15 protein-coding genes are annotated in these 17,637 nt (G+C 64.3%); 10 read left to right on the top strand and 5 right to left on the bottom strand.

Translation table 11 applies throughout. The features are described 5' to 3' along the window. Positions 1-2: 2 nt before the first annotated feature. The gene (gene glcF, locus X750_RS138385) at positions 3-1,328 is read left to right on the top strand and encodes a glycolate oxidase subunit GlcF (RefSeq protein ID WP_023748623.1); all 1,326 of its coding nucleotides are present in this window, start codon (positions 3-5) and stop codon (positions 1,326-1,328) included. Between the two features lie 4 nt (positions 1,329-1,332). Here the strand turns inward: glcF and X750_RS138390 are convergent, their stop codons facing one another. Both X750_RS138390 and X750_RS138395 read right to left on the bottom strand, forming a co-directional pair. Continuing rightward, positions 1,333-2,253: a bifunctional 5,10-methylenetetrahydrofolate dehydrogenase/5,10-methenyltetrahydrofolate cyclohydrolase gene (locus X750_RS138390; protein ID WP_031243560.1), complete on the bottom strand. Its 921-nt coding sequence runs from the start codon at positions 2,251-2,253 to the stop codon at positions 1,333-1,335. Positions 2,254-2,524: 271 nt separating this feature from the next. Next, positions 2,525-3,268 (bottom strand): L,D-transpeptidase, encoded by a 744-nt coding sequence (locus X750_RS138395; RefSeq protein ID WP_023686831.1) that lies wholly within the window; start codon positions 3,266-3,268, stop codon positions 2,525-2,527. Positions 3,269-3,474: 206 nt separating this feature from the next. Between X750_RS138395 and X750_RS138400 the strand changes: the two genes are divergently transcribed. Next, the gene (locus X750_RS138400; protein WP_023695108.1) at positions 3,475-4,113 is read left to right on the top strand and encodes a DNA-3-methyladenine glycosylase I; all 639 of its coding nucleotides are present in this window, start codon (positions 3,475-3,477) and stop codon (positions 4,111-4,113) included. Positions 4,114-4,237: 124 nt separating this feature from the next. Here the strand turns inward: X750_RS138400 and X750_RS0133755 are convergent, their stop codons facing one another. Then, positions 4,238-4,480, bottom strand: a complete 243-nt coding sequence (locus tag X750_RS0133755) for a hypothetical protein (protein WP_023735722.1) — start codon at positions 4,478-4,480, stop codon at positions 4,238-4,240. A 203-nt stretch (positions 4,481-4,683) separates the two neighbouring features. Here X750_RS0133755 and hisS point away from each other — a divergent pair, with 203 nt between their 5' ends. From hisS to X750_RS138425, 5 genes are all read left to right on the top strand, one after another. Continuing rightward, on the top strand, positions 4,684-6,237 hold the full coding sequence (hisS, locus tag X750_RS138405; RefSeq protein WP_023748620.1) for a histidine--tRNA ligase: 1,554 nt from the start codon (positions 4,684-4,686) through the stop codon (positions 6,235-6,237). 87 nt (positions 6,238-6,324) lie between these two features. Continuing rightward, positions 6,325-7,446 (top strand): ATP phosphoribosyltransferase regulatory subunit, encoded by a 1,122-nt coding sequence (locus tag X750_RS138410; RefSeq protein ID WP_023748619.1) that lies wholly within the window; start codon positions 6,325-6,327, stop codon positions 7,444-7,446. Further along, positions 7,443-8,144: an ATP phosphoribosyltransferase gene (hisG, locus tag X750_RS138415; RefSeq protein WP_023710119.1), complete on the top strand. Its 702-nt coding sequence runs from the start codon at positions 7,443-7,445 to the stop codon at positions 8,142-8,144. The genes X750_RS138410 and hisG overlap by 4 nt, the downstream gene beginning before the upstream one ends. Before the next feature lie 231 nt (positions 8,145-8,375). Continuing rightward, complete coding sequence (locus X750_RS138420; RefSeq protein WP_023748618.1) at positions 8,376-10,136, top strand: AMP-binding protein; 1,761 nt, start codon at positions 8,376-8,378, stop codon at positions 10,134-10,136. 96 nt (positions 10,137-10,232) lie between these two features. Next, the gene (locus X750_RS138425) at positions 10,233-11,336 is read left to right on the top strand and encodes a calcium:proton antiporter (RefSeq protein WP_031243557.1); all 1,104 of its coding nucleotides are present in this window, start codon (positions 10,233-10,235) and stop codon (positions 11,334-11,336) included. A gap of 109 nt (positions 11,337-11,445) precedes the next feature. On the opposite strand, the gene X750_RS138430 is transcribed toward X750_RS138425, so the two are convergent. Next, a complete protein-coding gene (locus tag X750_RS138430) occupies positions 11,446-12,354 on the bottom strand; it encodes a hydrogen peroxide-inducible genes activator (RefSeq protein WP_023704464.1) in 909 nt (302 codons plus the stop codon). 140 nt (positions 12,355-12,494) lie between these two features. On the opposite strand from X750_RS138430, the gene katG reads away from it, so the two are divergent. Continuing rightward, on the top strand, positions 12,495-14,690 hold the full coding sequence (katG, locus tag X750_RS138435) for a catalase/peroxidase HPI (protein ID WP_023704463.1): 2,196 nt from the start codon (positions 12,495-12,497) through the stop codon (positions 14,688-14,690). Positions 14,691-14,754: 64 nt separating this feature from the next. Here the strand turns inward: katG and X750_RS138440 are convergent, their stop codons facing one another. Then, on the bottom strand, positions 14,755-15,432 hold the full coding sequence (locus X750_RS138440; RefSeq protein ID WP_023681822.1) for an MIP family channel protein: 678 nt from the start codon (positions 15,430-15,432) through the stop codon (positions 14,755-14,757). Between the two features lie 319 nt (positions 15,433-15,751). On the opposite strand from X750_RS138440, the gene X750_RS138445 reads away from it, so the two are divergent. Both X750_RS138445 and X750_RS138450 read left to right on the top strand, forming a co-directional pair. Then, entirely contained in the window at positions 15,752-17,041 is a 1,290-nt protein-coding gene (locus X750_RS138445; RefSeq protein WP_023704462.1) for an RsmB/NOP family class I SAM-dependent RNA methyltransferase, read from the top strand. Positions 17,042-17,113: 72 nt separating this feature from the next. Beyond that, on the top strand, positions 17,114-17,566 hold the full coding sequence (locus X750_RS138450; RefSeq protein ID WP_023704461.1) for a TspO/MBR family protein: 453 nt from the start codon (positions 17,114-17,116) through the stop codon (positions 17,564-17,566). The last annotated feature ends 71 nt before the right edge of the window (positions 17,567-17,637 follow it).

Below are 17,637 nucleotides of genomic sequence, written 5' to 3'. Positions count from 1 at the left end.
CGATGCAGACCAATTTCTCCCTTGCCCAGCTCGCCGATCCGCATGTCGCGGAATCGGAGAAGATCCTGCGCAAATGCGTGCATTGCGGCTTCTGCACCGCCACCTGCCCGACCTATGTCACACTCGGCAACGAGCTGGATTCACCGCGCGGGCGCATCTACCTGATCAAGGATATGCTGGAGAACGGCCGTCCCGCCGACAAGGAGATCGTCACCCATATCGACCGCTGCCTGTCCTGCCTCGCCTGCATGACGACCTGCCCGTCGGGCGTCAACTACATGCATCTGGTCGACCATGCCCGCGCCCATATCGAGGAGACTTACAGGCGGCCGCTGCTCGACCGGCTGACCCGCGCCCTGCTGGCCCTAGTGCTGCCTTACCCCGCGCGCTTTCGCGCCGCGCTGAAGCTGGCGAGATTGGGCAAGCCGTTCATCGGCCTGTTCGAAAAGGTCCCAGCCTTGAAGCCGCTCGGTGCTATGCTGAAGTTGGCGCCGGCCTCGATCCCGGCGGCCTCGCCGATGGCCTCTCCCGGCGTCCATGCCGGGCAGGGGACGAAGAAAGGCCGCGTCGCCATCCTCACCGGCTGCGCCCAATCGGTGCTCGATCCCGCCATCAACGAGACGACGATTGCATTGCTGACCAGGCTCGGCATCGAGGTCGTGGTGCCTGAGGGCGAGGCCTGCTGCGGCGCGCTGGTCCATCATATGGGCCGCGAGGCAGCCGCACTAGCCTCGGCGAAGCAGAATGTCGATGCCTGGACACGCGCCATCGACCAGGGTGGGCTCGATGCCATCGTCATCACCGCGTCCGGCTGCGGCACCACCATCAAGGACTATGGCTTCATGCTGCGCCTCGATCCGGCCTATGCCGACAAGGCTGCAAAGGTCTCGGCGCTGGCCAGGGACATCACCGAATATCTCTCAAGCCTCGACCTGCCGGAGCCGGTGCGCAAGCCCGGCACGGTCGTTGCCTACCACTCCGCCTGTTCGATGCAGCACGGCCAGAAGATCACCCGCCAGCCGAAGGAGTTGCTCGCCAGGGCCGGCTTCGTCGTGCGCGAGCCGCGCGAGGGCCATCTGTGCTGCGGCTCGGCCGGCACCTACAACATCCTGCAGCCGGAGATTTCGGAGAAGCTGCGCGACCGAAAGGTGAAAAACATCGAGGCCACCGGCGCGGAGATCGTTGCCACAGGCAATATCGGCTGCATCACCCAGATCGCTTCGGCTGCAAAGCTGCCGGTGGTGCACACGATCAAGCTGCTCGACTGGGCCTATGGTGGTCCGAAGCCGGAGGGCGTCTCCGAAGGAAACCTGGTCGCCGCCGAGTAAGCAGCTATTCCGCTGCCAGCCGGTCCACCACGCCATACGTCGCCTGGTAGCGCGCGCGCTGGCGGCTGAGCGCGACCATTGTGTTGCGCAAGAGGATCGCCACAGTGATCGGGCCGACGCCGCCCGGCACCGGCGTGATCCAGGACGCGACTTCCTTCACGCTCTCGGTGTCGACGTCGCCGACGATGCGGCTCGTGCCGTCCGGGCCGATCTCGGAATTGATGCCGATGTCGATGACGGCCGCACCGGGCTTCACCATGTCGGCCTTGATCAGCCGCGGCTTGCCGACGGCGACGAACAGCGCATCGGCGCGGCGCGCATGTGCCGCCACCGAGCGCGTCATGTGATGGCACACCGTCACCGTTGCGCCTTCGCTCATCAGCAGGAAGGCAATCGGCTTGCCGACGATCTCGGAATGGCCGACGACGACGACTTCGAGCCCCTTGAGGTCGAGGCCGGTTTCCTTGAGCAGCTCGACCGAGGCCGCAGCCGTGCAAGGCGCGAGGTCGAGCTGATTGTAGACGATATTGCCGATCGACGCCGGATGCATGCCCTCGACGTCCTTCAGTGGATGCACCGCCGCTTGCAGCGTCTTGATCGGGATATCCGCCGGCACCGGCCGCTGGATGATGATGCCGGTGACGCGCGGGTTGGCGTTCAGGCCGTGGATCGCCGCCTCGAGTTCGCCGGCGCTGATGTCGGCGGGGAACCGCCGCTCCTCGAAACCGATGCCGGCAAGGGCGGCCTTGGCGCGCTGGTTGCGCACATAGACATCGACGGCAGCGGTATCGCCGACGGTGATCGACACCAGCTTGGGCGGAAAACCTTCGGCGGTGGCGATGGCGGCATCCTCGCGCACGGATGCCATGATGCGCTGGGCGACCGGGCCGCCCCGGAGATAGCGGCTATCGTCTGGCGGAGACATGGCTGGACCTTTGCAGCGGAGTATGGCGCAGGGGAGTTTGGCCGTCCCTATAGCAGGGGAGATGCGGCAAGGCAGCGTGAAAGCGAACCGTCATCCCCCTGGCGCGACGTTCTGGCGCAGCCTGGCTCAGCTATAGCCGCAAAGAGAAAGGGCAGCACGGTTTCCCGGGCTGCCCTTTCCTGACTGGCCGCATCCCCACACGGCCCGTCCCCCGTAAACTCTTCCCGATCCTGAAGGTCTAACCTTCTGGACCAGATGATTCGGTAGCCGACTATATCACGACCACGGTCGTTCCAACATTGACCCTCTCGTAAAGGTCAACCACGTCCTCGTTGCGCATGCGGATACAGCCGGAAGACACCGAGCCGCCGATGGTCCAAGGCTGGTTGGTGCCGTGGATGCGGTATTCCGTCGTGCCGAGATAGAGCGCGCGGGCGCCAAGCGGGTTTTCCTCGCCGCCGGCCAGATAGGTCGGGAGGTAGCGGCCCTTGGCGGCCTCGCGCTTGATCATCTCCGCTGGCGGGCGCCAGTCCGGCCAGACGCGCTTGTTGGTGATCTTGTGCGTGCCAGACCATTCGAAGCCAGGCTTGCCGGTGCCGACGCCATAGCGCCGCGCCTTGCCGTTCTTCTCGACCAGGAACAGGAAGTTCTGCGTCGTATCGATGACGATCGTGCCCGGCTTCTGCGGGCCGTCATAGGCGACTTCCTGCGGCAGGTAGAGCGGATTGATCTGCGGCCGCATCACCACGCGCTTGGCCGGCGCCTGCACGGAAGCAGTGCGCACCCGATCGGGTCGCGCCGGCTGCGCATAGCGAAGTCGCGGCTGCTGGACCACCTGTCGGCTCTGCCGCACGATGCCGGGCGCCCGGCCAAGCTGCAGCACCCAGGGTGCGGAAAGGTCGGGGCTCACCATCACCGGCGGCCTGTCGGCATAGCGGTCGTTGGCGGCAGACGAGGTGACGCCGGCGGCCAGAATGGCCACGGCGCCGAGCACGGAACGCAAAAAGATCTTCATCGGAACGCACCTTGATGTCGAACGGACGGAGGCGGAACTTGCCCCCGGTTGCGCGATCCTTGGCGCGAAGCGGCAACCGAAACATGAATCGGAATGCGTAAAATGCCGCTTTGTCAGTAAACCTTTTGGTGTGGTTACCGCCGGGTTCAGGAATCTGGTAAAGCCGCGGTAAATGCAGCGAAAGCGCGTTAACGGATGGATCGGCCATGGCGCAAGACAACACCGGACTGCTTACCGGCTCCGACGGGATCACGCGCTGCTTCTGGCACGGCAATCTGCCGGACTATCTGCACTACCACGACCATGAATGGGGCCGGCCGGTCGCCGACGACCGCAGGCTGTTCGAAAAAATCTGCTTGGAAGGCTTTCAGTCCGGCCTGTCCTGGCTGACCATTCTGCGCAAGCGCGAGAATTTCCGCGAGGCCTTCGCCGGTTTCGACTTCGACAAGGTCGCCGCCTTCACCGACGAGGATGTCGAGCGCCTGGTCGCCAATGCCGGCATCATCCGTCACCGCGGCAAGATCGTCTCGACCATCAACAACGCCAAACGGGCGTGCGAAATGGTCGACGAGTTCGGTTCGCTGGCCGCCTGGTTCTGGAAGTTCGAGCCGGGGCCGGAGGAGCGGCCGGCGGTGGTGGACATGGCGCATCTACGCGCCAACCCGACGACAGGGGTCTCGATCAGGATTTCGAAGGAGTTGAAAAAGCGCGGCTGGAGCTTTGTCGGACCGACGACGGTCTATGCCTTCATGCAAGCGATGGGTCTGGTCAACGACCATCTCGAGGGGTGTGTTTGCCGGGAGCAGGTGGAGAAGGAACGCAAGGCCTTTAAGAGGCCGAAGTAGGGCGTCCCCCGACCTCCCCCTTGTGGGGAGGTCGCGCCGAAGGCGCGGGTGGGGGTATCTTGGCGCCGCACCCCCACCCCGACGCTACGCGTCGACCCTCCCCACAAGGGGGAGGGTAAGGAACTCACGTCCCGCTGGCGCCAGTCAGGAACAATCCCGCCACAATCGCCGCCAGTGCCGCAAAGGCCGGATAAATCACCAGCAATCCGGTCATCAGCGCCTCGCGCATGGTGGAACCCTTGCGCTCGTCGGCGGTGACCTCAAACGGACCGAGGCTCGCCGTCACCGGCGCACGGTTCTCGGCCGGCCGCAGCCGGACTTCATGCAAGCCGTCGTCTCTGATGTCGAACTTGTGTGCGGCAGTCATGGCCCAACCCTTTGTTTCGGCGCGCTTATCGGCTCTGATTGTGTCGGCACGATGCCGCGCCGATGGCGGAATTGTTTCCTTTTTGGTGCGGTTTGTTTCGTGGGACAAGGAAAAAGCGCAAACCCTTGCCGCACAAAGCCGCTTCGGTTAGGACACGCCCACTCCAAACAAGTCATCGATTACTAAGCGAAAAGACCCATCCCATGGCCGACAAATCGGAAAAGACGAAAGCGCGGCTGCCGCGCGGCTTTGCCGACCGCAGCGCTGAAGACATCCGCGCCGTCGAGAAGATGATGGCCACGATCCGTTCGGTCTATGAGCTCTACGGTTTCGAGCCGGCCGACCAGCCGCTGATCGAGTACACCGATGCGCTCGGCAAATTCCTGCCCGACCAGGACCGGCCGAACGAAGGCGTTTTCTCGTTCCAGGACGATGATGAGCAGTGGCTGTCGCTGCGCTATGATTTGACTGCGCCGACGGCGCGTTACGTCGCCGAGAATTTTGAGAAGCTGCCGAAACCCTATCGCAGCTACCGCTCCGGCTGGGTGTTCCGCAACGAAAAGCCCGGCCCGGGCCGCTTCCGCCAGTTCATGCAGTTCGACGCCGACACGATCGGTACGCCGGGCGTCGCAGCCGACGCCGAGATGGCCATGATGATGGCCGACGTGATGGAAGCGCTTGGCATCAAGCGTGGCGACTACGTCATCCGGGTCAACAACCGCAAGGTGCTTGACGGCGTGCTGGAGGCGATCGGCCTTGGCGGTGACAACAATGCCGGCCGCCGGCTGACGGTGCTGCGCGCCATCGACAAGCTGGACAAGCTCGGGCCGGAAGGCGTGAAGCTTCTGCTTGGGCCGGGCCGATGGGATGGCGGCAAGGAAGGCGAGGGCGACTTCGCCAAGGGCGCTGGTTTGGACGACGGGCAAGCTGAAGCAGTTCTTCTCGCCACGGCAAGGAACGCACAGGTCGACCAGGTTTCCATAGTGAGCTCGAACTCGACTTACCAAGAAGGCGTCGGCGAGCTCGCGACGATTGAAGCCCTGGTCAGGGCGGCCGGATATGGCGAAGATCGCATCGCCATGGACCGCTCCGTCGTGCGCGGCCTCGAATACTACACCGGCCCGGTCTTCGAAGCCGAATTGCTCGCCGAAATCCCCAACGAAGACGGCCAGATCGTGCGCTTCGGTTCGGTCGGTGGTGGCGGCCGCTATGACGGGCTGGTCTCGCGCTTCCGTGGCGAGCCGGTGCCGGCGACCGGCTTTTCGATCGGCGTCTCCCGCCTGATGACGGCGCTGAAGAACCTCGGCAAGCTGGACACCACCGATGTCATCGCGCCGGTCGTCGTGCTGGTCATGGACAAGGATACGGGAAGCCTTGGCCGCTACCAGAAGATGGTCGCAGAGCTACGCGCCGCCGGCATCCGCTCAGAGATGTATCTCGGCGGCGCCGGCATGAAGGCGCAGCTGAAATACGCCGACCGCCGCGGTAGCCCGGTCGCCATCATCCAGGGCGGCGATGAGCGCGCCAAGGGCGAGTTGCAGATCAAGGATCTGATCGAAGGCGCGCGCATGTCCGCTGAAATCGCCGACAACGCTGAATGGCGGGCTGCCCGCCCGGCGCAGGTGACGGTGGCGGAGGGAGAGCTGGTCGCCGAGGTNATGCGTGGCGCGAGGCACCCCCCTCTGGCCTGCCGGCCATCTCCCCCTCAAGGGGGGAGATTGGATGTCGCGCATGGTTTCGCCAATCTCCGGCGTTGAAGAAGAGGCGCTGCGCTCCGAGCTGCCAATCTCCCCCCTTGAGGGGGAGATGGCCGGCAGGCCAGAGGGGGGTGCCTCGCGCCACGCATGACCTCCCGCTATCCCGCCATCGCATTCGAAATCACCAAACTCTTCGCCACCCGCAACACCCATGCGGTCGAGGTCGCGGTGCTGCAGCCGGCCGACCCATTCCTCGACATGGCCGGCGAGGATCTGCGCCGCCGCATCTTTCTCACCGAAAGCGAGACCGGCAAGACGCTGTGTCTGCGGCCCGAATTCACCATCCCCGTCTGCCTCGACCACATCGCCTCGCAGGCCGGCACGCCGCGCCGCTATTCCTATCTCGGCGAAGTGTTCCGCCAGCGCCGCGAGGGCGGCAACGAGTTCTTTCAGGCCGGCATCGAGGATCTCGGCGACCGCGATACGGCCGAGGCCGATGCGCGTTCGCTGGCCGATGCGCACGCGCTGCTGCAGCTGGTGCTGCCGGCGCAACCTCTTGCGATCACGCTCGGCGACCAGACCATCTTCGAGGCGGTGCTGGCGGCCCTCGGCCTGCCGCGCGGCTGGCGCATGCGACTTGCGCGCGCCTTCGGTTCGGCGCCGATGCTGCAGGCAGCGTTGTCCGATCTTGCCAACCCGCCACGCAACGGTGAGCTTGACGGCGAAGTCGCGGCCCTGGTGCTCGATGGCGATCTCGAAGCGCTTTCCGCCCACATTGCCGGCGGCATGGAAGAGGCCGGCCTGCTGGCATCCGGCGGACGCGCGCCAGTCGACATTGCCCGGCGGCTGATCGAAAAGGCCGAATTGCGCAGCGTGCGGCTGTCGAACGAGGCCTTTGCAGCACTCAGGGATTTCCTCGCAATTGACGTGCCGCTCGACGGCGCGAGTGCTGCGCTCGAAAGTTTTGCGGCCTCTGCCGGGCTTTCGCTGGGCGCGGCGCTCGAAAAATTCGCTGCCCGCGCCAAGGCCATCGAGGCGCACGGCTTGCCGACGCAAACAGTTCGCTACGACGCTGCCTTCGGCCGTCCGCTGGATTACTATACCGGCATCGTCTTCGAGATCGCGGCACTTGGCGGCGAGCGGCCGCTGGCCGGTGGCGGACGCTACGACCGGCTGCTGACCCTGCTCGGCGCCAAGACGCCGATCCCCGGCGTCGGCTTCTCCGTCTGGCTCGACCGCATCGAAGCGCTGCGGGGAGAGCCGCAATGATCACGCTGGCGATCCCATCGAAAGGCCGGCTCAAGGAGCAGGCCTTGGAGGTACTGGCCAGGGCCGGGCTTGCCGTCAGCCTGCCCGGCGATGAGCGCCAGTACCGCGCCCGCATCGACGGCGCCGAGGGCATCGAGGTGGCGTTCCTGTCGGCGTCCGAAATCGCCGGCGAGATTGGGCAAGGTTCGGTCGACCTCGGCATTACCGGCGAGGACCTGCTGCGCGAAAACCTCGCCGACTGGGAGGCGCGCGCCGAAATCGTCGCTCGCCTCGGCTTCGGCCATGCCGATGTCGTGGTCGCGGTGCCCGGCATCTGGCTCGACGTCGACACCATGGCCGATCTCGACGATGTCGCCGCCGATTTCCGCCAGCGCCACGGCAGGCGGCTCAGGATCGCCACCAAATACTGGCGGCTCACGCAGCAGTTCTTCTCGCAAAAGCACGGCATCCAGGTCTACCGCATCGTCGAAAGCCTCGGCGCCACCGAAGGCGCGCCGGCGGCAGGCCTTGCCGATGTCATCGTCGACATCACCACCACCGGCTCGACCCTGCGCGCCAACCATCTCAAGGTGCTGGCCGATGGGGTTGTGCTGGAGTCGCAGGCTTGCCTGGTGGCTGCCCGGAAAGATCGTGCGCCGGCGGATGAGGCGCTAGTGCGGGAAATAGCCGCGAAGATGAGCGCGCTCCCTCCCCCTTGAGGGGAGGGTGGACAGCCGCCAAAGGCGGATGGACGGGTGGGGTCGCTCCGGCAGTGCTCGACGCGAGACCACCCAAGCCGGGTCGACCGTGACCAAGGAAGCCGAGCACTTCGCCGAGGACCCCACCCGCCTCGCTTCGCGAGGCACCCTCCCCTCGAGGGGGAGGGGAACCGCCTGTACTTTCCACCACCCCATCAGGCTGCTAGGCTCACTCATCGGGAGGAAACGGCGATGGCGATTAATCTCGACGAGCTCAAGAACGCCACCAATCTGCGCGGGCGCGGCAGGGCGTTCATCGCTCCGCTCGACGGCCGGGCACATGTGTCGGGCGACCGTTCGGTGCCGCTGCTCGACAAGACGATCCCTCAGCTTTTCTCCGACACGGTCGGCAGATACGCCACGCAGGATGCTGCCGTCTTCGTCGGACAGGACAAGCGCTTCACCTGGAGCGAATTGTCGGACACGGTCGATACGCTCGCCGCCGGCTTCCTGGCGCTCGGCCTCGAAAAAGGCGACCGTGTCGGCATCTGGTCGCCCAACCGCTGGGAATGGCTGGTCACCCAATTCGCCACCGCTCGCATCGGCCTGATCCTGGTCAACATCAACCCGGCCTACCGGCTGACGGAGCTGGAATATGCCCTCAACAAGGTCGGCTGCAAGGCGCTGGTCACCGCCGCCAGTTTCAAGACCTCCGACTATCTCGGCATGATCGAGACGCTGGCGCCGGAGCTCGCCAACGTCACCCCCGGCAAGCTCAAGGCGCAGAAATTGCCGACGCTGAAGATCGTCATTCGCATGGGCGACGACAACTCGCCCGGCATGTTCAATTTCGCCGATGTTCTGTCGATGGCCGGCCGCGACGAGCATGACAGCCTCGACCGCATCTCCGAAGGGCTGAAGCCGGGCGAGGCCATCAACATCCAGTTCACATCAGGCACGACGGGCGCGCCCAAGGGCGCGACGCTGACCCACACCAACATCGTCAATAACGGTAATTTCGTCACCGCGGCGATCAAGCTCACCGTCGACGACCGGCTCTGCATCCCGGTGCCGCTCTATCACTGCTTCGGCATGTCGATGGGCACGATGGGCTGCGTCTCAAAGGGCGCGACCATGGTCTTCCCGGGCGAGGGTTTTGACGCCGGCGCGACGCTGAAAGCGGTGGCGCAGGAACGCTGCACCGGCCTTTACGGCGTACCGACCATGTTCGTCGCCATGCTCGACCATGCGGATTTCGCCAGCTTCGATCTCTCCAGCCTGCGCACCGGCATCATGGCGGGCTCACCATGCCCGATCGAGGTGATGAAGAAGGTGGTGTCGCTGATGCATATGGAGGAAGTGACCATAGCCTATGGCATGACGGAGACGAGTCCCGTCTCCTTCCAGAGCAGCGTCGACGACCCGCTGGAAAAACGCGTCTCCACCGTCGGGCGCATCCACCCGCATGTCGAGGTCAAGGCCATCGATGCCAGTGGCGCCACCGTCGCAATCGGCACGCCCGGGGAGCTTTGCACACGCGGCTATTCCGTGATGAAGGGTTATTGGGACGACGCGGAAAAAACCCGCGAGGCGATCGACGCCGACGGCTGGATGCACACCGGTGATCTCGCCACCATCGACGCCGAGGGCTATTGCAACATTGTCGGCCGGGTCAAGGACATGGTCATCCGCGGCGGCGAAAACGTCTATCCCAGAGAGGTCGAGGAATTCCTCTACCGCCATCCCAAGGTCAAGGAGGTGCAGGTGTTCGGCATTCCCGACGCCAAATATGGCGAGGAGCTGTGCGCCTGGATCGTGCTGAAACCCAACCAGATCGCGACCGAGCAGGAGATTAGGAACTTCTGCGCCGGCCAGATCGCCCACTACAAAATCCCCCGCTACATCCGCTTCCGCACCGAACTGCCGATGACGGTGACGGGAAAACCGCAGAAGTTTCTGATGCGCGAGGCGATGGTGGAGGAACTGGGGCTGGTGGTGCAGAAGACGGCTTGAGGGTTGAACGCCGGGGGACGGGACTGCCCGGCTTCGAAACGACACTGGGGTGCTCGACAGGCTTCCGCAAGGTTCGCCGAACGCATTGGGGCTTGAATGACTGGTTTCGCACGATCAGCGACTTCCTATGCGATGCCTTTGGCCGCGCTGGCACTAGCCGTTGCGGTCAGAGTCAGCGGGCTATCGGTGGACGAAGGTTCGCCGAGCGTCAGGATTCTCGTCGGAGCGCTCTCGAGTGCGATCATGTTCATCACTATTTTCGTGGTGCTCGATCACGCCGAGGCGGTGGCCCACCGTGTGGGGGAGCCTTACGGCACATTGGTGCTGACTTTTGCCGTGACGGCAATCGAAGTGTCGATCATCGTTTCCATGATGCTGCATGGAGAGAACAACCCCACGCTTGCACGTGAATCCGTCTTCTCGACAGTGATGATTGTCTCCACCGGCGTTGTCGGAATGTGTCTCACGTTTGGCGGCTGGCGGCATCGCAAGCAGGCAATTGTCCGGCAAGGGACCAGCGCATATCTGGCGGTTCTGGCCGCACTGACCGTCATGACGCTTATCCTGCCGACCTACACGCGGACCACCGATCCCGGCACATTTTCGGCAGCTCAGCTTGGCCTGGTAAGCGTTCTTTCCGTGCTGCTCTATGCAAGCTTTGTGTTCGCGCAGACAGTCCGGCATCGGGACGATTTCATCGAAGGACTGGCACACGACCTTTCGGCGCGAACCGCCCCTCACAAAAGCATCTCTTCCAGCGCTCTGCTCCTGGTAATCGGACTGATCGGAATTGTCGTGCTCGCCGAGCAGGTCGCCGCAAGTGTTGAAAATGCGCTCGTTGCTTACCAGGTGACCCAGGCTGACAGCATTGTAGGGGCAATGATCGCGGGTCTGGTTTTGATGCCGGAAGCCATTTCGGCGGTTCGCGCTTCACTCAACAATGAGCTGCAGCGCGGCCTGAATGTCGCAATGGGTTCGGCTTGCGCCACGATTGGTTTGACGATACCTGCGGTCGCAGCAGCCAGCCTGCTTACGGGACGAGGGTTGACCCTGGGGCTCCCGGAAGCTGACGCAGTACTTTTGGTTTTAGCGCTTTTCATATGCGGCGTAAGCTTTAGCAACGAAAGGACGACCTTCCTGACCGGAATCGTCCATGCCGTTGTATTTTTTACGTATGTATTTCTGGTATTTATCCCTTGAGGCTTTTTGGTGCGATCTGGCGACCAGCCGTCAAGGCGGGTATTCTCGAACGCGCCTGATTTGAGTTTCTTTTCGGGGTTCCCAAGGCGCCATCCAAGACCCGAACGACTCACACCCCCAGCACCGCCGCATCCAACCCCCGAATGATCTTCGCCAGTTCCACGCATTCATCATGCCGCACCTTGTTGCGGCGCCAGGCGAGGCAGATCGTGCGTTGCGGCATTGGCTCCTGGAACGGCACGATCCTGAGGTCCGGCATGGCGCTGGCCGGCTTCGCCGCCATTTCCGGGATAAGCGTGACGCCGAGACCATGCGCCACCATCTGCAGCAGCGTCGTCAGGCTGGTGGCGCCGTAGCTTGCCATCGCTACGGGACGCACGCTGCCGCACAGGGCCAGCGCCTGTTCGCGCAGGCAGTGGCCTTCCTCCAAAAGCATCAACCGCTCCAGCGCCGGGCTTTCCGGCGGCACCGGTGGCGAGGCGAAGGCTGGATCTCCGGCTGGCACGGCGAGGAAGAAGCGGTCGGCGAACAGTTCCTCGGTGACCAGGCCCGGCTGCTCGAGCGGCAGCGCGGCGATGAAGGCGTCGAGCCGTCCGGTTGCCGTGTCTTCGACCAGTGATGCCGTCACTGCTTCGCGCAGTTCGAGCTGCAGGGACGGAAAATGCCGCTTCAGCTCCGGGAGCACATGCGGCAAAAGATACGGCGCCACGGTCGGGATGATGCCCAGCCGGAAGCGGCCTTCCATGGCCGGGCGGCCGCGCCGGGCCGTCGTCTCGACATCACTGATGTCGCGCAGGATGCGCTCGATGCGTGGCAGCAGCGCTTGCGCCTCTTCCGTCATCCGCACCGTCTTGCCGCCGCGCTCGAACAGCCGGCAGTTCAGCCTTTGCTCCATCTCGGCGATCTGCGCGGACAGCGCCGGCTGGCTGACGCCGGCGAGTTTTGCGGCGCGGCCGAAATGCAGCGTTTGCGCCAAAGCCTCGAAATATTGCATCTGCCGCACGGTCAAGCCAATCATAAGGAAAACCTATCGCAACAAACAGGAAAGGCAATTTGTTTTTATCGAAGAGACGGCTTAGTCTGGAACCATTCCAGAGTGGCGCGGCTCCCGGCCGGCCCGGAAAAAACAACACATAAATCAGCAATTCGGAGGCCAAGATGGATGCGATGACCGACGACAACAGCGCCGGCAAATGCCCGGTCGCGCATGGAACCTCCGCCAGGACCAACCGCGACTGGTGGCCGAACCAGCTCGACATCGGCGTTCTCCACCAGCAGTCGAGCCTTTCGGACCCGATGGGCGAAGCTTTCGACTACGCCGCGGAGTTCAAGACGCTCGACCTCGACGCGGTGATCGAGGATTTGCACAAGGTGATGACGGATTCGCAGGATTGGTGGCCGGCCGATTTCGGCCATTACGGGCCGCTGTTCATCCGCATGGCCTGGCACAGCGCCGGCACCTATCGCATCGGCGACGGCCGGGGTGGCGCCGGTGCGGGCCAGCAGCGTTTCGCGCCGCTGAACAGCTGGCCGGACAACGCCAATCTCGACAAGGCGCGCCGGCTGCTGTGGCCGGTCAAGCAGAAATACGGCCGCAAGATCTCCTGGGCCGACCTGTTGATTCTCACCGGCAACGTCGCGCTGGAATCGATGGGCTTCAAGACCTTTGGCTTTGCCGGTGGCCGCGCCGATGTCTGGGAGCCCGAGCAGGATGTCGACTGGGGTTCGGAAACCAAGTGGCTCGACGACAAGCGCTATTCCGGCGACCGTGAGTTGCACGGCCATCTCGGCGCGGTGCAGATGGGCCTGATCTACGTCAACCCGGAAGGGCCGAACGGCAAGCCGGATCCGCTGGCCTCAGCCCGCGACATCCGCGAGACCTTCGCGCGCATGGCAATGAACGATGAGGAAACCGTGGCGCTGATCGCCGGCGGCCACACATTCGGCAAGACCCATGGCGCCGGTGATGCAACACTGGTCGGCGCCGAGCCGGAAGGCGCGGGCATCGAGGCGCAGGGCCTCGGCTGGTCGAGCAAGCATGCCACCGGCATTGCCGGCGATGCGATCACATCCGGCCTCGAAGTTACCTGGACGACGACGCCGACCAAGTGGAGCAACAACTTCTTCGACAATCTCTTCAACTTCGAATGGGAGCTGACCAAGAGCCCGGCCGGGGCCCATCAGTGGACGCCGAAGGGCGGCTCTGGCGCGGTTACGGTGCCGGACGCGCACAATCCCTCGAAGCGTCATGCGCCGGCAATGCTGACCACCGACCTCGCGCTGCGGGCCGACCCGGCCTATGAGAAGATCTCGCGCCGCTTCCATGAGCATCCGGAGCAGTTCGCCGATGCCTTCGCCCGTGCCTGGTACAAGCTCACCCATCGCGACATGGGGCCGGTCGTGCGGTATCTCGGCCCGTTGGTGCCGAAGGAAGAGCTGATCTGGCAGGATCCGGTTCCGGCCGTCGACCATGAGCTGGTCAGCGACCAGGACATCGCATTGCTGAAGGCCAAGATCCTGGCTTCGGGCCTCAGCGTTTCGCAATTGGTCTCGACCGCCTGGGCCTCGGCCTCGACCTTCCGCAACTCCGACAAGCGCGGCGGCGCCAATGGCGCGCGCATTCGCCTGGCGCCGCAGAAGGACTGGGAGGTCAACCAGCCTGTCGAACTGGCTACCGTGCTGGCGAAGCTCGAAGCCATCCAGAACGAGTTCAACGCAGGCGGCAAGAAGGTCTCGCTGGCCGACCTCATCGTGCTCGGCGGCGTCGCCGCGGTCGAGAAAGCCGCAACGGATGGCGGCAATGCGGTGAAGGTCCCCTTCACGCCCGGCCGCACCGACGCCTCGCAGGCGCAGACGGACGTCCATTCCTTTGCGGCGCTCGAGCCGAAAATTGACGGCTTCCGCAACTATGTCAGTGGCAAACCGCCCATGTCGGTCGAAGCCATGCTGGTCGACCGGGCGCAACTGCTCAACCTGACGGCGCCGGAGATGACGGTGCTGGTTGGTGGCCTGCGCGTGCTCGGCGCCAACACCGGCGGCTCGAAGCATGGTGTGTTGACCGACAGGCCGGGCACGCTGACGAACGACTTCTTCGTCAACCTGCTCTCGATGAGCACCATCTGGGATCCGGCCTCCGAGCCGGGCTCGCATGAGGTCTACGAAGCACGCGACCGCAAGACCAGGGCGGTCAGGTGGACCGCCACGCGCGCCGACCTGATCTTCGGCTCGCATGCGCAGCTGCGCGCGCTGGCCGAGGTCTACGGGTCGGCGGATGCCGGGCAGAATTTCGTTGGCGATTTCGTCAAGGCGTGGACCAAGGTGATGAACGCCGACCGTTTCGACATCGCTGCCTGATACAACCTCCCAAACGAAGGGCGCGGGCCGAGGCCCGCGCCCTTCGTTTTCGCAGGCTTCGAAATCAGTCCTTTTCGAAGATGCGTGCCTTGGCGACGACGCCAGCGATTGCGCCGCCGATCAGCGGCGCAACGATGAACAGCCAGAGCTGGCTGAGGGCTGCGCCGCCGGTAAACAGCGCCGGGCCGATCGAACGCGCCGGATTGAGCGAGGTGCCGGTCACCGGGATCATTGCGAAGTGCAGTCCGGCCAGCGTCAGGCCGATGACCAGGCCGGCGAACGCCGTCGAGTGCTTCTCGGCGGTGACGCCAAGGATGACGGTGACGAAGGTGAAGGTGCCGATCAGCTCCCATAGGAAGGCCGAACTCGTCCCCCATTTCGCCACGTCCCAGCCATTGGCGCCGAAACCGGTGGTGTGCCCGCCGGTCTGGCCGGAGACGATGATCCACAGCGCCAGCGAGGCCAGAATGGCGCCGATGATCTGCGCGATCCAGTAAGGAATGACATCCTTGGCCGGCAGCCGGCCGGCAAGGAAGACGCCGAGCGTGACGGCCGGGTTGAGATGTGCGCCTGAGATGGGACCCACCGCGTAAGCCGCCGCAATCAGGCCGATGCCGAACGCCAGGCCGATGGCTTCCTGGCCCAGCGGCAAGTCGGCGAGAAAGCCACCCGTCGCCACCGACGCCGTGCCGATAAACACCAATAGAAATGTCCCTAGAACTTCCGCAAGATACGTTTTCATTGCCCTCTCCTCGTATCGATCCGTCGGTCCGCTTTTCCGCGCCGCGAATCATGGCGCAAAGAGTATTCCCAACGCAAAAGCTTGGAAAGCAGAGCAATTGCGCCACAGATCGTGCTTACGGCGGCCAGTTACCAACATTAGAGACCTTGCATATATTTGAGATTTGTTATCGCCGGCGTGCAGACATTTGCCGGCGGGGAAAATCGTCGGCCGCGAGCGGAAGGCCTCGTCGCCGCGAAATTCAAGCGGGGTTCAATCTCGACGCGAAACGCTCTAAGAGCAGGCCGAAAGATACTGTGCTCGATAGATGGAATGACGAATGCGACTGGGCGGACGGCTGGCGGCAGCCATTGAAGTGCTGGACGACATTGGCCGGCGCCACCGGCCGGTGGCCGATGCGCTGAAAGATTGGGGCCTGTCGCATCGCTTTGCGGGCGGCGGCGACCGCGCGGCGATCGGCAACATCGTCTACGACGCGCTGCGCCACAAACGTTCCGCCGGCTGGCTTTTGGGTGAAGACACGCCCCGCGCCATCGGCTTCGGCGCGCTGCTCATCGAATGGGGCCAGACGCCGCAGTCGCTCAACGATGCGCTCGAGGGCGACAAGTTCGCGCCACCGTTGCTCAGCGCCGCCGAGTTGCAGGCGCTGGCCGAGCGCCGGCCTGAAGACGCGCCGGAGGCAGTGCGGGCGGACGTACCCGACTGGTGCGCGCCGTTGTTCGAACGAGCCTTTGGCGCAGACTGGGTTGCGGAAGGGGCGGCTTTGGCGACCCGCCCGCCGCTCGACATCAGGGTCAACACGCTGCAGTCCGACCGCGCCAAAGTGCTGGCGGAACTCGCCGACACCGGCGCCAAGGCAGCCGCTATTGCGCCGCAAGGCATTCGCATCCCGCCCATCGACGGCGACGGCCGGCACCCCAACGTACAGGCCGAGCCGGCTTTCCAAAAGGGCTGGTTCGAGGTTCAGGACGAGGGTTCGCAGATCGTTGCAACCCTTGCCGGCGCGCAAGCCGGGATGCAGGTGCTCGATTTCTGCGCCGGCGCCGGCGGCAAGACGCTGGCGCTATCTGCGGCGATGGCCAACAAAGGTCAGGTCTTCGCCCATGATGCCGAAAAGGCGCGGCTGGCGCCGATCTTCGACCGCATCCGCCGTTCGGAAAACCGCAACGTCCAGGTTGTCACCAAGCCGGCTGAGCTCAGCCCCCTCGCAGGCCACATGGACATCGTGCTGGTCGATGCGCCCTGCACCGGCAGCGGCACCTGGCGGCGCCGTCCAGACGCCAAATGGCGGCTGACGCAAAGACAGCTCGATGCCCGCAAGGGCGAGCAGTCGGCGATCCTCGATGCGGCGAATGCCTATGTCAAACCGGGCGGCCTGCTGGTCTACATCACCTGTTCGGTGTTCGACGAGGAGAATGGCGAGCAGGTCGCCGCCTTTCGCGAACGGCACAAGGGCTTCGTTCCGGTCGATCATCGCGCGCTCTGGGATGCCAGCTTCCCCGGTCACGCAGCGGCCGCCCGGATCGGCAAGACAAGCGATATCTCGCTGTCGCCGGCTCTGAGCGGCACCGACGGGTTCCATTTCTGTGCGCTGCGTCGGGCGAATTGACGCTCCGATTGACAGGCTGACATAGCGCCAGTTGCAGATGCGCGGCGTCGGCCGCCAGACGGGGTAGAATTCTTGCAAAGATATGTGTCGCTTCTGCTTTTCCTCCTTCTGGTGCTCGGCGGCGGCCTGTTGATCGGCTATGCGACGCTGCCGGGTGAATGGTATGCCTCGCTCGCCAAGCCGCCCTTCAACCCGCCCAACTGGGTCTTCGCGCCGGCCTGGACGCTCCTCTATGTGCTGATCGCCGTGGCCGGCTGGCGGACATGGGAGCGGGAACGAGCAGCCGCCGCGATGAAGATCTGGGCCCTCCAGCTTGTTCTGAACTTCGCGTGGTCGCCGACTTTCTTCGGCGCCAAACAGATGGGGCCGGCACTGGTCGTGATCCTGGCTCTTCTCGCCAGCATTGCGCTGTTCATAGCCACGGTGTGGAACCGCGACCGGGTTTCCGGCTGGCTGTTTGCGCCCTATGCCGCGTGGGTAGCCTTCGCCACCTTGCTCAACGCGTCGCTGCTCCTGTTGAACTGAGTGCTTTGCTGCAGTGCAGCAAGCATTTGCGTGGCGTTCAGGCGTCTGCGATAAGCTTTGCAGATAAATCA

This window comes from Mesorhizobium sp. LNJC391B00 (genome assembly GCF_000502535.1).
Taxonomy (GTDB): domain Bacteria; phylum Pseudomonadota; class Alphaproteobacteria; order Rhizobiales; family Rhizobiaceae; genus Mesorhizobium.
The sequence above is the reverse complement of the archived record's forward strand: the minus strand, read 5'-3'. Positions and strand labels throughout refer to the sequence as shown.

Excerpts from the sequence above, each read along its gene's own strand:
- glcF (WP_023748623.1), top strand. The coding sequence starts at position 3 with ATGCAGACCAATTTCTCCCTTGCCCAGCTCGCCGATCCGCATGTCGCG.
- X750_RS138390 (WP_031243560.1), bottom strand. The coding sequence starts at position 2,253 with ATGTCTCCGCCAGACGATAGCCGCTATCTCCGGGGCGGCCCGGTCGCC.
- X750_RS138395 (WP_023686831.1), bottom strand. The coding sequence starts at position 3,268 with ATGAAGATCTTTTTGCGTTCCGTGCTCGGCGCCGTGGCCATTCTGGCC.
- X750_RS138400 (WP_023695108.1), top strand. The coding sequence starts at position 3,475 with ATGGCGCAAGACAACACCGGACTGCTTACCGGCTCCGACGGGATCACG.
- X750_RS0133755 (WP_023735722.1), bottom strand. The coding sequence starts at position 4,480 with ATGACTGCCGCACACAAGTTCGACATCAGAGACGACGGCTTGCATGAA.
- X750_RS138410 (WP_023748619.1), top strand. The coding sequence starts at position 6,325 with ATGACCTCCCGCTATCCCGCCATCGCATTCGAAATCACCAAACTCTTC.
- hisG (WP_023710119.1), top strand. The coding sequence starts at position 7,443 with ATGATCACGCTGGCGATCCCATCGAAAGGCCGGCTCAAGGAGCAGGCC.
- X750_RS138420 (WP_023748618.1), top strand. The coding sequence starts at position 8,376 with ATGGCGATTAATCTCGACGAGCTCAAGAACGCCACCAATCTGCGCGGG.
- X750_RS138425 (WP_031243557.1), top strand. The coding sequence starts at position 10,233 with ATGACTGGTTTCGCACGATCAGCGACTTCCTATGCGATGCCTTTGGCC.
- X750_RS138430 (WP_023704464.1), bottom strand. The coding sequence starts at position 12,354 with ATGATTGGCTTGACCGTGCGGCAGATGCAATATTTCGAGGCTTTGGCG.
- katG (WP_023704463.1), top strand. The coding sequence starts at position 12,495 with ATGGATGCGATGACCGACGACAACAGCGCCGGCAAATGCCCGGTCGCG.
- X750_RS138440 (WP_023681822.1), bottom strand. The coding sequence starts at position 15,432 with ATGAAAACGTATCTTGCGGAAGTTCTAGGGACATTTCTATTGGTGTTT.
- X750_RS138445 (WP_023704462.1), top strand. The coding sequence starts at position 15,752 with ATGCGACTGGGCGGACGGCTGGCGGCAGCCATTGAAGTGCTGGACGAC.